Below are 10,966 nucleotides of genomic sequence, written 5' to 3' on the forward strand. Positions count from 1 at the left end.
TTTATCTATGGCAGCCGTCTTGATGATTGATTATTTCATAAAATATGCTTCTGTGGGTGGCGGCTGTCCAAGCGCCGGGCTTGAGCTTATAATCCGCCCCGTTGCCCGGCAGCGTGGCCTAGGGGCGGAAAGGAAGAAGGTTATGGAAGAAATCAATCAGAGAATCAGCTATTTGGAAGAGAGTTGCGAGGCTTTGCGTGTGCAAAACCTGGTGTTGGGCAGCGCGCTGAAAAGCCTGCTGCGCAGCCTGCCGCCGGATATGGCGCAAGATGTGCTGGAGGCAGTGCGCGCGGGGTTTGACGATGAATTGGCGCGGCTGGAATATTCCGACAGCGCACAAAGCGAGCTGTTCCACGATGCAACTTATGCCTTTTTTGGCGAGAAGAATTACTGACTAAATCAGGTGTCGTGAATTAGATTTAAATCAAGATAAGGCGGCTGACCGCAGATAATACAGTCGGGCCAATGCAGTATCGGTTTAAATTTCGTTTGCTAAAACACAGGAGAAAACCATGCACACACTTTGCAAACTGCCCTTTTTCGGCGTGGCGGAGGTGAGCGGCACGGATGCCGCCGAATTTCTGCACAGCCAGCTTTCCAACCACATTTTAGATTTGCAGCTGGGCGAGGCTTGTTTCGCCACCTACAATTCGCCGCGCGGTCGGGTGTTGGCCAATATGCTGGTGTTGCGCCGTGCCGACCGTTTCTTGCTGGTGATGGCGGCGGATTTGCTGGAAGCCACGATAAAGCGGCTGCGGATGTTTGTGCTGCGCAGCAAAACGGTGTTCCACACCGACAGCGCCTGGCAGGTGTACGGCCAAAGCGGCGCGGATACGGGCGCGGATGCCGCCGCGCTCAAATTTGCCGCCGAAGAAGGTGATAACGGGCTGATTATGCTGGTTTTGGCCGGTGGCAACCGCATGGTGCTCAGCCCGGCGCCACTGCCCGATGCCGACTATCCTGCCGCTGCCGAAGCCTGGCAGGCCGCCGAAATTCTGCAGGGGCGGCCGTGGATTTCACAGCCCACCGCAGAAAGTTGTGTGGCGCAAATGTTGAATCAGCACCTGCTCGGCGGCGTGCATTTCAAAAAAGGCTGCTATCCGGGGCAGGAAATCATCGCCCGCGCGCAATATCGCGGCCAAGTGCGGCGCGGCATGGCGGTGTGCCGCAGCACTCAGCCGGTAGCGGTGGGCAGCAAGGTGGAAGCCGATGGCGAGGAAGTGGGCATTGTGATCAACAGTGCGGCGCACGACGGGGCTTTTGTGTTGCTGGCGGTTATCAAACACGGCGCGGCAGGCAAGGCCTTGCAGGCCGGCGGACAGGCTTTGCAAACGCTGAAGTTGTTGTTTGAAACGGAAGCGGATGAATGAGATAGCCGCCTACCGGATTAAAGCGTAATAAGAAACAGGCTACCTGAAAAAGTTTCAGGTAGCCTGTTGTGTTACTGCTTGGCTGAATTGCACAGCAAAAGCGTTTTGGCCAGATCGATTAGGGAGTGATTTTCCGTGTGCCGAAAGCGCCGGTGTACTCACCTTGTTTGTAGTAGGTGCCGCCCATTTCATCGGCATGGCCGCCATAGAAGTGGCCGCTGAATTTCGCGCCAGAGTTGGCCGTACCGCTAAAGCTGTTACCGGAAATGATGCCGTTGTCCAATACAACTTCTGTGTTGTTGGGAGTAAGCGTGCCGCTGATGGTGTGGTTGCCGAAATTAACATTGAAGTTGGCTGCGCCGGTTGCAATCTGGGCATTGGTTTGGTTAGACACTGGGGCGTGAACGGCATGACCGGAATAGGTAAATGTGCCGCTGGTAGGCATGTCATTGGCTGAGGTTACGATGCCTTGTGAAAACATATAGCCCTGGGCATTGGTTCCTTCGCGGACATAGCCATAGCTGGATTGAGTCATCACTTGCCCTACGCGAGCGGTGTTTCGTGCTTGCATGTTGAGCAGACCGCCGGCAGACATGTTGGGAGGGATGATATTCAGTTCTTGACCATCTACCTTCAGCACGCCAAAGTTTTGCTGGGTGAAGGACAGAGCCTGCTCGCTGATGCGCTGATAGCCGTTAGACGACAGGGTGATGGCCTTGCCGGTACGCTGATTAGCGGGAGGGGGAGGAGGATTGCCGCCGCCCGGATTGGGATCGTCGGGATTGATCGGACTGTTGGGGTTGGGGCCGTTGCGACCGTTGTCGATCGGGCTGCCGCCGCCACCGCTGCCGCAAGCAGCCAAGCCAAGGGCGGTGATGGCGATGGCCAGTAGGGTTTGTGCTTTCATTCTTATTCCTTGTGTTGAGAAGGTTCTCGGCCTGCTGACCGGGTATCGCATGCAGCGATGGTTGGCTGACATGGCTTGGAGAACGTGAGATAACAAAGGGTGCGATTCTAGCATAAATATGGGGTTGGCCTAATTCAGTTGGCTTGTGTGCTCATCAGGCGGAGGGCTTTCAGGTAGCCTTGTTGGCTGGTGACGAGGCCGATGAATTCGCCGTTGGCGGCGTAGATGCGCAGGGGGGTGTTTTTTGGTAGTTCCGGCGGGGCGGCAGGGGTTTGGCCGAAGCGTAGGGCGCGGATGGTTGGTTCGCTGGCAGTGTGCTGCGGCAGATGTTGCACCAATGCATCACAGGGCAGCAGCAAGGCATCGCGCTGTTCTTCTGTGAGCGCAGTCAGGCTTTCGATGCTGTGGCTGTGTTCGATTTGGAAGCCGGCGGTGGCGGTGCGGCGCAGGGCGGTGAGATGGGCCAGGGTATGGGCGCTTTTGGCAATGTCTTCGGCGAGGGTGCGGATGTAGGTGCCTTTGCTGCATTGCACGCTGATTTGGGCTTCGGGGAATTGGAAGCGGAGGATTTGGATGTCGTGGATATGGATGTTGCGGGGCTGGCGTTGGATATCGATGCCTTGGCGGGCGTATTGGTAGAGGGGTTTGCCTTGGTGCTTGAGGGCGGAATACATGGGGGGCAGCTGCTGCTGCGCGCCGAGGTGCTGCTGGCAGGCTACCTGAAACTCGGCTTGGCTGATTTCGGTGTGGCTGGTGGCGATGATGTTGCCTTCGGCATCGCCGGTATCGGTGGCTTGGCCGAGGCTGAGGGTGGCGATGTAGGCTTTGTCGGCATCGAGCAGATATTGGGCGAATTTGGTGGCTTGTCCGAAGCAGACGGGGAGCAGGCCGGTGGCCAGCGGATCGAGCACGCCGGTGTGGCCGGCTTTTTCGGCACGGTAGAGGTGGCGGGCTTGTTGGAGGGCGCTGTTGCTGGAGAGGCCGGTGGCTTTGTCGAGCAGGAGGACGCCGTCGAGGGGGCGTTTTTGAGGTTTCATGGTGTGGATTATTGATTGATGGCTTTAAAGTTTATTTTTTTTCAGGTAGCCTTTCCGCGAAGGAAGGCTACCTGAAAATATTGTGCGGTCTATTCAGCGAGCAGTTGGTCGGCAAGGCGGTACACTTCGGCGAAGTCGGGCTCGCCCACATAGGTTTTGGCGATGCGGCCGTTTTTGTCCACCAGAAAGGAGGTGGGGGCGGCGATGACTTGGTAGGCCTGCTGGGTTCGGCCTTGTGCGTCGTGGAGCACGGTGAAGGGCAGGTGGTGGGTTTGGGCGTAGGTTTGCACCACGGGCAGGGGGTCGCTCGGCACGGGAATGGAAACGGCGATGATTTGGAAGTTTTTGCCTTGGTAGTCTTGGTGCATCCGGATGAGTTTGGGCATTTCGGTTACGCAGCCGGGGCAGGAGGGAAACCAGAAGTTGATGAGGGTAACTTTGCCTTGCAGGGCGGTTTGATCCACGTTTTGACCTTGCAGGTTTGGCAGGGCGAAGGCGGGGGCGCTTTGGCGTTTGGGGGCGAACAGGATGTAGCCGGCGGCGGCGAGCACGGCCAGCAGGAGGAAGGCGCCGAGGTATTTTTTCATGAGGCGGGTTCTGCGGGGTTGGATGGGATATGGGCGGCAATGGCTTGCTGCAGTTCGGCGGGGAAGCGGATGGCGCGGCCGGTGGTTTGGTCGATGAGCATGAAGCTGACGCGGGCTTCGGCGAGGATGCGCGGGCTGCCGGTTTTGCGGATGGTTTGACTGATCACGGCTTGGCGCGCGTCAGCCTGGGCAAAGGCGGTTTCGATATCGAGTCGGTCGCCGAGGAGGGCGGCGCGGCGGTAGTGGATGTCGATGTGGACGATGGCCATGCCGTAGCGGCTGTTGCGGAAGAATTCGGCCAGCCCGTTGTGGTCGAAATAGTCCCAGCGGGCTTCTTCGAGGAATTCGAGATAGCGGGCGTTGTTTACGTGGCGGTATACGTCGAGGTGGTAGCCGCGTACGGTGAGGTGGGTGTGGTGTGGCATGGCAGGGATGGAAATGGCCGGCGTGCAGGCTGCCGGCCGTTGGTTTTACAGGGGTTGAAAGGGTTCGCGTTCAACTTCGCGGGCGGACAAATCGCAGAGGATGGGGGAGAGTTGGATATCGAACCATTCGGCAAAGATGTCGGGGTGTAAATCGGGCCATTGGCTTTCGTCTTCGCACCAGTCGGCCAGTTCGGCGGCAAAGATGGTGTCGATTTGGGATTTGATTTCCGCCCACACTTCTTCGCTGTCATCGCAGGGGTTGGTGAGGTAGGCGTTGGCGTTGTTTTGTAGATCTTCGAGGGTAAGGTCGTCAAGCTCGGCGCCGGGCAGGGCGGTAAGCCAGTTCCAAAACGGCTGTAGCGGCACCAGCCGGAATACACTGCGGTTGATTTCGTACATGATGCGCTCCTTTGATGATGCGGTGGGGGAAAAGGGTTGCAGGTAGCCTTTGTTTTTCAGGTAGCCTTTGCTGCTTGTGGAAAGGCTACCTGAAAATCTGAAGGGTGGCAATTTTAGCGACTGATGATTTCTTCGTGGATGGTATTGGGGGCCGGGCGACCGCTGTTTGTGTTATCTGCCGGAGTATTGGCAGCGGGGACGACAGAGTTTGCTGTGGGCTCGGCAGACGGTTGCGCGGTGGTGGCTGGTTCAGCGGCGGGTTGCTCGGTGGCGGCTACGGCTTCGCTGCCGGTGTTGCCGCTATCTTCTTCAAAGCTGGGCACGTAGTCGTCTTCATTGCCGGGCAGGGTGGTGCCGGTTTGTTTGGCGCGGGCGGCCATGTAGGCATCGCGGATGAAGGTGTAGCGGTCGAGTGCAACTTGGTTTACGCCGTCGGTGAGGTCGAGCAGGTTGGCGCGGGTATCCAGGGTTTTCACGCCGGTGGCGGCCCAATAACCGGCGCCGTTGCCGAAGGCAAGTTTTTCGGGGGAATAAACGCTGGTGATGGTGTTGCCCAATGCATCGCGCAAGGTGCTGGGGCCGAGCAGGGGATAGACGAAGTAGTTGCTGTTTTTCCAGCCCCAGCTGGCGAAGGTGTCGCCGAGGGTGTTTTTGTTGTTGGGCATTTGGGCTTCGCTGGCAATGTCGATGAGGCCGCCGAAGCCGAAGGTGGTGTTGATGCCCACGCGCACCAGGTCGCTACCGGCTTTGGAAATGTTGAGCCGCAATAGGTTGCTGCCCACGCTCACGATGTCGCGCAGGTTGTTGAAGAAGTTGCCGATGCCGCTGCGCACAGGGCGGGGGGTAACGGCGCGGTAGCCGCGTGCCACGGGAGAAAGGAAGTGGCGGTCGATGCGGTCGTTTACGCCGAACATGAAGCGGTTGTAGCCTTCATAGGGGTCGTAGGCGACGCCTTCGGCCAAGGCATTGCCGGACAGGCCGATGGTGAGCAGGGTAAGGGTGAGCAGTTTTTTCATGATGTTATCCAGCCGCCTACTTCATACAGTTCGGCCAAAGCGGCCACGCCGGCGGGCAGGCCGCGGAATACCCAAGCGGCTTCGGGGCGGCTGCGTTTGGCGGTGGCCATGAGGGAAATGCAGACGGAATCGGCTTGGCTGACGCCGGAGAAATCGATTGCGGGGGCAGGGCTGTTTTTCAGGTAGCCCAGCTGTTTGCAATAGGCGTGAAACAGCGGGGCGGTTACCGTGGCAACGGTTACTTCCCCACTGAGGTACACGGTTTCATCGCGGCATTCGCTGTGCATGGATTCAGCTGCCGTTTTTGCTGCGCAGCTCTTGAATCAGGCCGTCGATGCCTTTTTGCGCGATGGTGTTGTTGAATTGGCTGCGGTATACGGTTACCAGGCTGGCGCCTTCTACGGCCACGTTATAAACGCGGTATTTGCCGCCGCTTTGGTACATGGTGTAATCCATGGTTACCGGTTTGCCGCCGGAGGGGGTGATGTCGGCGGTAACGATAATGCTGTTGCCGCGCTGAACGGCGTTTTCGCGGATAACCACGTTGGCGTTGCGGTATTGCAGCATGGTGCCGGAGTAGGTGCGGATGAGCAGGGTTTTAAATTGCTCGGTCAGCGCGGTTTTCTGCGCCGGGGTGGCGTTGCGCCAGTTGGCGCCCACCGCCAGCTCGGTCATGCGGGTGAAGTCGAAATAGGGGATGGCGTAGTTTTCGGCCTGCCGGCGAACTTGCACATCGTTGTTGTTTTTGGCGTTTTGCAAGATGTTCAGCACTTGGGTGCTGTTCTGCTTGAGTTGCGCCACGGCCTGTTGCGGCGTAGCGAAGGCCAGACCGATGCTCATGATGCCAATGCTCAGGGCGGCGGTGAGTGCGGATTTTTTCATTGATGTTTTCCTTTCTCAGTGAAAAATGAAAATATTGTAGTGTGTTTATTGTGTTGAGCCGTTTTTTTCTACGGTGTTGGTCATAAATTTGCCGATTAACTGCTCCAGCACCAAAGCGGAACTAGTGATTTCAATGGTGTCGCCGTTTTTCAGCTCGGTTTCCTCCGCGCCCTGCTGCAGGCCGATATATTGCTCGCCCAACAGGCCGGAAGTGAGAATTTCGGCGGAAACGTCGGTGCTGAAACGGTATTGGCTGTCGATATTTAGGCTTACATTGGCTCGGTAGGTTTTCGGGTCGAGCTGGATGGAGGATACCCTACCCACCACCACGCCGGAAGCTTTTACCGGGGCTTTTACTTTCAAGCCGCCGATGTCGGTAAAGCTGGCGGAAACGGTGTAGGACGATTGCCGGGAAACCGTTTGCCCGCCGGCCACGCGCAGTGATAAAAATACCACAGCGGCAATGCCTAAGGCCACAAAAACGCCGACCCAAAGTTCTAAAGTGCTTCTTTTCATAATCCGGTTATCCGATAAACATGATGGCGGTTAAAACAAAATCCAAGGCCAAAACAGTGAGCGCGCTGCTCACCACGGTGCGGGTACTGGCTCGCAGGATGCCTTCCGGCGTGCTGCGGCAGTGGAAGCCCTGATACACGGCAATCAGAGAAATGGCTACGCCGAACACTACCGATTTAATCAGCCCGTTTATTACATCGTAGCCCACATCGATATTCGCCTGCATCTGTGACCAGAAAATGCCGCCGTCCAAGCCCAGATAGCGCACGCCGATAAGATAGGCGCCGTAAATGCCGGCCACATTGCAGATAGAAGCCAGCAGCGGCATGGAAATCACGCCTGCCCAAAAACGCGGCACCACTACGCGGGCAACGGGATCAACTGCCATCACCTTCATCGCCTCCAGCTGCTCGGTGGTTTTCATCAGGCCGATTTCGCTGGTCATCGCGCCGCCCGCGCTGCTGGCAAATAAGATGCCGGCCAATACCGGCCCCAGTTCGCGCAACAGTGATGCGGCCACCATATAGCCCAAAATATCGGCCGATTTAAATTTGGCCAGCTGCGTGTAGCCCTGCAAACCCAATACCATGCCCACAAACAGTCCGGACACGGCAATGATGATGATGGATAGCACACCGGTGAAATACATTTGGCGGATACCCAGCCGCAGGCGCGGCAGCAGCGTGCCGGAGCGTGCCAGCACGGCGAACAGGAATAGGGTGGTTTTGCCTAGCTCCTGCAGAAAATCCAGCGTTTTCGCGCCTAGGGTTCGGAAAAAATTCATAATTCAGCTATTGAGCAAAACTTGTTGTATGCCGCGCTCGGCCGGATAGCGGAAGGCGACCGGGCCGTTGGGCAGGCCGTTGATAAATTGGGTAACCCATGGTGAATCGAGGCTGCGCATTTCTTCCGGGCTACCTGAAAATAGGATTTCGCCGTGGGCAAGGAAAATTACTTGGTCGGCAATTTGCAGCGAGCGCGGCACATCGTGTGTAACCATCATGCTGGTGGAGCGCAGGGCACGGTTGATTTTGCTGATTAAGTCGGCAATTACGCCCAGCGAAATCGGGTCGAGGCCGGTGAATGGCTCGTCATACAGCATCAGTGCGGGGTCGAGGGCGATGGTACGTGCCAAGGCAACGCGGCGGGACATACCGCCGGATAGCTCGTCCGGCATCAGGTTTTCCGTGCCGTGCAGGCCGACGGCGCTGAGCTTCAGGTGCACTAAGTCGCGGATGATTTCTTCGGGCAAGTCGGTTTGCTCGCGCAGCGGGAAAGCCACGTTTTCATATACGGATAAATCGGTAAACAGTGCGCCGAATTGGAACAGTACGCCCATATTGCGCCGATGTTGGTACAACTCTTTTGCGTTGAATGCGGCAAGGTCACGGCCGTTAATCAGCACGCGGCCGGAAGTGGGTGCAATTTGGCCGGTAATCAGGCGCAGCAGGGTGGTCTTACCACTGCCTGAACCACCCATCACGGCGGCAAACGTGCCTTGGGCTACCTGAAAACTAACGTTGTTCAGGATGGGGCGTTCGCCATAGGCAAAGGCGACGTTTTGCATTTCGATGAAGGGTGTAGCCATAGGTGGCAGAGGTTAGGTTTACATACAAGGGTGTTGATTATAGGGAAAAAGCACACTGGGTTCAATGATTTTGCCGGTGGTGAGGCTATTGCTGGTTGGAAGTGTTGCAGATTTTTTCAGGTAGCCTTTGTATGCCTGGAAGTGTTTTTATATCATGCAGATAGATCAAACTGAAGGCTACCTGAAAGTTTTAAGATTGTTGCACGAGGGCCGGATTTTCAGGTGGCCTGTGTGCCTGATAGTGTGCGGCTATGATGGCGCACGGTGGTGTTGACAGTGTTTGGCCATATCGAGGGCGGTTTGAATGGCGGTGAGCAGGCTGCCGTGGTCGGCACGGCCGGTGCCGGCTAGGTCGAGGGCGGTGCCGTGATCGACTGAAGTGCGGATGAAGGGCAGGCCAAGGGTGATATTTACGCCTTGGCCGAAGGAGGCATATTTGAGTACAGGCAGGCCTTGGTCGTGATACATGGCGAGCACGGCATCGGCATCTTTGAGCAGGAAAGGCTGGAATAGGGTGTCGGCGGGGTAGGGGCCACGTACATCGAGGCCTTGCTCGCGCAGGGATTGTAATTCGGGTTCAATGATTTGAATCTCTTCCCAGCCAAGATGACCTTGTTCGCCGGCATGGGGGTTTAACCCGGCCACGAGGATGGTGGGCTTAGTAATGCCGAATTTAGTTTGCAGGTCGGTGTGCAAAATGTGCAACACGGAGTGCAATAGCGGGCGGGTGATGGCGGCGGGGATGTCTTTGAGGGGGAGGTGGGTGGTGGCGAGGGCAACGCGCAGGCCGTTGCCGGCCAGCATCATGACGACTTGTTCGGTGTGGCTGATGGCGGCGAGGGATTCGGTGTGGCCGCTGAAGGGGATGCCGGCATCGTTGATGATGCCTTTGTGCAACGGGGCGGTTACCATGCCGGCAAATTCACCTTGGTGAATGCCTCTATAGGCACGATCGAGCAGGGAGAGTACGTAGCGGGCGTTGGAGGAGTTGAGTTGGCCGGTGTGGCAGGGGGCGGTGAGGGGAATGTGTAAAACTTCCAGTGCGCCAGGGGCAGGCGGATGGTTGGGGTGATAATCGGCAAGGGGGGTGTCGTAGCCGAGTTGACGGGCACGTTCGGCGAGGAGTTGTTTGTCGGCTAATACAACGCAGCGACAGGGCAAAGCCTGCTGAGCTAAAGTAAGACAGATATCGGGGCCTATGCCGGCAGGCTCGCCGGAGGTGATGGCTAGAATAGGGGTGATGGACATGGTGAGGCTACCTGAAAATTAAAGATGGTAGGATTATAGCAGTTGGTAGTTAAGCAGATTTTTGATGGCGGATAATGCTTGTGTGCTAAATGAGGGTGTTAGTCAGGATAATTTATTGAGCAAAATAAAAGGATGCTACCTGAAGTAGCATCCTGAGATTTAGCTAGCCGTTAATTATTCGTCGGCGCCAGTGTAGGGGCGCACGTTAACGGTTTTACGGTTGTGTGCGCCTTTTACGGTAAATTCTACGTAGCCGTCCACTTTGGCAAACAGAGTATGGTCTTTACCCATACCTACGTTGTTGCCTGCATGAAACTTGGTGCCACGCTGGCGAACGATGATGGAACCGGCAGGAATCAGCTCGTTACCGTAGGCTTTTACGCCCAGGCGTTTGGCTTCTGAATCGCGGCCGTTGCGGGTGCTGCCGCCTGCTTTTTTACTTGCCATGTTTGATACTCCTGAATTAGGTTAAAAACTTAGGCGATGGCCACGATTTCAATTTGGGTGAAATTCTGGCGGTGGCCTTGGCGTTTCTGATAGTGTTTACGGCGGCGCATTTTGAAAATGCGGATTTTTTCGCCGCGGCCATGAGCCACTACCTTGGCTGTTACTTTTGCGCCTTCAATAAAAGGTGCGCCTACTTTTACAGACTCGCCGTCAGCAATCATCAAAACTTCAGTCAGTTCGATTTGGCTGTCGAGTTCGGCAGGTATCTGTTCTACTTTCAATTTTTCGCCAACAGCAACTTTGTATTGTTTGCCGCCGGTTTTTATGACCGCGTACATACTCAACTCCATGTGGGGTTATATCAAAGGGTTAATTTATCTGGTGTTCGATAATGTCTAGAACACAAGAACTGCGCATTCTATTGCATCTGTGGTTATCTTGTCAAAAGGTTATTTTCCTTTTGTAGTCTGATGACTGTGTTGTTGTTGGTAAAGAATGGGTCAAAAGATGTTTGACAAAGTTTTTTTTGAGGCGTATAGTTCGC

The 10,966-nt window shown here is 56.1% G+C and carries 16 protein-coding genes; 2 read left to right on the forward strand and 14 right to left on the reverse strand.

Features of this window, described 5'->3' with window-relative positions; all coding sequences use genetic code 11:
* Positions 1-394 (forward strand): NGO1151 family protein (locus HMPREF2541_RS12560; RefSeq protein WP_371327083.1); only part of this gene is annotated, 394 nt, incomplete at its 5' end.
* 118 nt (positions 395-512) lie between these two features.
* Positions 513-1,370: a CAF17-like 4Fe-4S cluster assembly/insertion protein YgfZ gene (locus HMPREF2541_RS01955; protein ID WP_070541462.1), complete on the forward strand. Its 858-nt coding sequence runs from the start codon at positions 513-515 to the stop codon at positions 1,368-1,370.
* A gap of 118 nt (positions 1,371-1,488) precedes the next feature.
* Here HMPREF2541_RS01955 and HMPREF2541_RS12450 read toward each other — a convergent pair whose 3' ends face one another.
* The 14 genes from HMPREF2541_RS12450 to rplU all read right to left on the reverse strand — a co-directional run bounded on the left by HMPREF2541_RS12450 (position 1,489) and on the right by rplU (position 10,760).
* Positions 1,489-2,277 (reverse strand): Slam-dependent surface lipoprotein, encoded by a 789-nt coding sequence (locus tag HMPREF2541_RS12450; protein ID WP_070541465.1) that lies wholly within the window; start codon positions 2,275-2,277, stop codon positions 1,489-1,491.
* Between the two features lie 134 nt (positions 2,278-2,411).
* Positions 2,412-3,314, reverse strand: a complete 903-nt coding sequence (gene truB / locus HMPREF2541_RS01965) for a tRNA pseudouridine(55) synthase TruB (protein ID WP_070541468.1) — start codon at positions 3,312-3,314, stop codon at positions 2,412-2,414.
* 89 nt (positions 3,315-3,403) lie between these two features.
* Positions 3,404-3,901 carry a peroxiredoxin family protein gene (locus tag HMPREF2541_RS01970; protein WP_003823436.1) on the reverse strand — a complete coding sequence of 166 codons (498 nt, stop codon included), beginning with the start codon at positions 3,899-3,901 and terminating at the stop codon, positions 3,404-3,406.
* Positions 3,898-4,326 (reverse strand): acyl-CoA thioesterase, encoded by a 429-nt coding sequence (locus HMPREF2541_RS01975; protein WP_070541471.1) that lies wholly within the window; start codon positions 4,324-4,326, stop codon positions 3,898-3,900. Before HMPREF2541_RS01975 ends, HMPREF2541_RS01970 begins: the two co-directional genes overlap by 4 nt.
* A gap of 45 nt (positions 4,327-4,371) precedes the next feature.
* Positions 4,372-4,725, reverse strand: a complete 354-nt coding sequence (locus HMPREF2541_RS01980) for a VacJ (RefSeq protein ID WP_070541474.1) — start codon at positions 4,723-4,725, stop codon at positions 4,372-4,374.
* A gap of 113 nt (positions 4,726-4,838) precedes the next feature.
* The gene (locus HMPREF2541_RS01985) at positions 4,839-5,741 is read right to left on the reverse strand and encodes an MlaA family lipoprotein (protein ID WP_070541477.1); all 903 of its coding nucleotides are present in this window, start codon (positions 5,739-5,741) and stop codon (positions 4,839-4,841) included.
* The gene (locus HMPREF2541_RS01990; protein WP_070541480.1) at positions 5,738-6,028 is read right to left on the reverse strand and encodes an STAS domain-containing protein; all 291 of its coding nucleotides are present in this window, start codon (positions 6,026-6,028) and stop codon (positions 5,738-5,740) included. The genes HMPREF2541_RS01985 and HMPREF2541_RS01990 overlap by 4 nt, the downstream gene beginning before the upstream one ends.
* Before the next feature lie 4 nt (positions 6,029-6,032).
* Positions 6,033-6,623, reverse strand: coding sequence for an MlaC/ttg2D family ABC transporter substrate-binding protein (locus HMPREF2541_RS01995; protein ID WP_003823429.1), 591 nt, complete (start codon positions 6,621-6,623; stop codon positions 6,033-6,035).
* Positions 6,624-6,668: 45 nt separating this feature from the next.
* On the reverse strand, positions 6,669-7,139 hold the full coding sequence (mlaD, locus tag HMPREF2541_RS02000; RefSeq protein ID WP_003823428.1) for an outer membrane lipid asymmetry maintenance protein MlaD: 471 nt from the start codon (positions 7,137-7,139) through the stop codon (positions 6,669-6,671).
* A gap of 7 nt (positions 7,140-7,146) precedes the next feature.
* Positions 7,147-7,923 carry a lipid asymmetry maintenance ABC transporter permease subunit MlaE gene (mlaE, locus tag HMPREF2541_RS02005; RefSeq protein WP_049258653.1) on the reverse strand — a complete coding sequence of 259 codons (777 nt, stop codon included), beginning with the start codon at positions 7,921-7,923 and terminating at the stop codon, positions 7,147-7,149.
* 3 nt (positions 7,924-7,926) lie between these two features.
* Complete coding sequence (locus HMPREF2541_RS02010) at positions 7,927-8,727, reverse strand: ABC transporter ATP-binding protein (RefSeq protein ID WP_064104611.1); 801 nt, start codon at positions 8,725-8,727, stop codon at positions 7,927-7,929.
* Positions 8,728-8,976: 249 nt separating this feature from the next.
* Positions 8,977-9,975, reverse strand: a complete 999-nt coding sequence (gene pdxA, locus HMPREF2541_RS02015) for a 4-hydroxythreonine-4-phosphate dehydrogenase PdxA (RefSeq protein WP_070541483.1) — start codon at positions 9,973-9,975, stop codon at positions 8,977-8,979.
* Positions 9,976-10,149: 174 nt separating this feature from the next.
* Complete coding sequence (rpmA, locus tag HMPREF2541_RS02020) at positions 10,150-10,422, reverse strand: 50S ribosomal protein L27 (RefSeq protein WP_003823422.1); 273 nt, start codon at positions 10,420-10,422, stop codon at positions 10,150-10,152.
* A gap of 29 nt (positions 10,423-10,451) precedes the next feature.
* On the reverse strand, positions 10,452-10,760 hold the full coding sequence (gene rplU / locus HMPREF2541_RS02025; RefSeq protein ID WP_023887837.1) for a 50S ribosomal protein L21: 309 nt from the start codon (positions 10,758-10,760) through the stop codon (positions 10,452-10,454).
* Positions 10,761-10,966: the final 206 nt, after the last annotated feature.

The organism is Eikenella sp. HMSC061C02 (genome assembly GCF_001809035.1).
GTDB classification, from domain to species: domain Bacteria; phylum Pseudomonadota; class Gammaproteobacteria; order Burkholderiales; family Neisseriaceae; genus Eikenella; species Eikenella corrodens.

Excerpts from the sequence above, each read along its gene's own strand:
- HMPREF2541_RS01980 (WP_070541474.1), bottom strand. The coding sequence starts at position 4,725 with ATGTACGAAATCAACCGCAGTGTATTCCGGCTGGTGCCGCTACAGCCG.
- pdxA (WP_070541483.1), bottom strand. The coding sequence starts at position 9,975 with ATGTCCATCACCCCTATTCTAGCCATCACCTCCGGCGAGCCTGCCGGC.
- HMPREF2541_RS01975 (WP_070541471.1), bottom strand. The coding sequence starts at position 4,326 with ATGCCACACCACACCCACCTCACCGTACGCGGCTACCACCTCGACGTA.
- mlaD (WP_003823428.1), bottom strand. The coding sequence starts at position 7,139 with ATGAAAAGAAGCACTTTAGAACTTTGGGTCGGCGTTTTTGTGGCCTTA.
- mlaE (WP_049258653.1), bottom strand. The coding sequence starts at position 7,923 with ATGAATTTTTTCCGAACCCTAGGCGCGAAAACGCTGGATTTTCTGCAG.
- HMPREF2541_RS02010 (WP_064104611.1), bottom strand. The coding sequence starts at position 8,727 with ATGGCTACACCCTTCATCGAAATGCAAAACGTCGCCTTTGCCTATGGC.
- HMPREF2541_RS01995 (WP_003823429.1), bottom strand. The coding sequence starts at position 6,623 with ATGAAAAAATCCGCACTCACCGCCGCCCTGAGCATTGGCATCATGAGC.
- rpmA (WP_003823422.1), bottom strand. The coding sequence starts at position 10,422 with ATGGCAAGTAAAAAAGCAGGCGGCAGCACCCGCAACGGCCGCGATTCA.
- HMPREF2541_RS12450 (WP_070541465.1), bottom strand. The coding sequence starts at position 2,277 with ATGAAAGCACAAACCCTACTGGCCATCGCCATCACCGCCCTTGGCTTG.
- HMPREF2541_RS01955 (WP_070541462.1), top strand. The coding sequence starts at position 513 with ATGCACACACTTTGCAAACTGCCCTTTTTCGGCGTGGCGGAGGTGAGC.
- HMPREF2541_RS01970 (WP_003823436.1), bottom strand. The coding sequence starts at position 3,901 with ATGAAAAAATACCTCGGCGCCTTCCTCCTGCTGGCCGTGCTCGCCGCC.
- rplU (WP_023887837.1), bottom strand. The coding sequence starts at position 10,760 with ATGTACGCGGTCATAAAAACCGGCGGCAAACAATACAAAGTTGCTGTT.
- truB (WP_070541468.1), bottom strand. The coding sequence starts at position 3,314 with ATGAAACCTCAAAAACGCCCCCTCGACGGCGTCCTCCTGCTCGACAAA.
- HMPREF2541_RS01985 (WP_070541477.1), bottom strand. The coding sequence starts at position 5,741 with ATGAAAAAACTGCTCACCCTTACCCTGCTCACCATCGGCCTGTCCGGC.
- HMPREF2541_RS01990 (WP_070541480.1), bottom strand. The coding sequence starts at position 6,028 with ATGCACAGCGAATGCCGCGATGAAACCGTGTACCTCAGTGGGGAAGTA.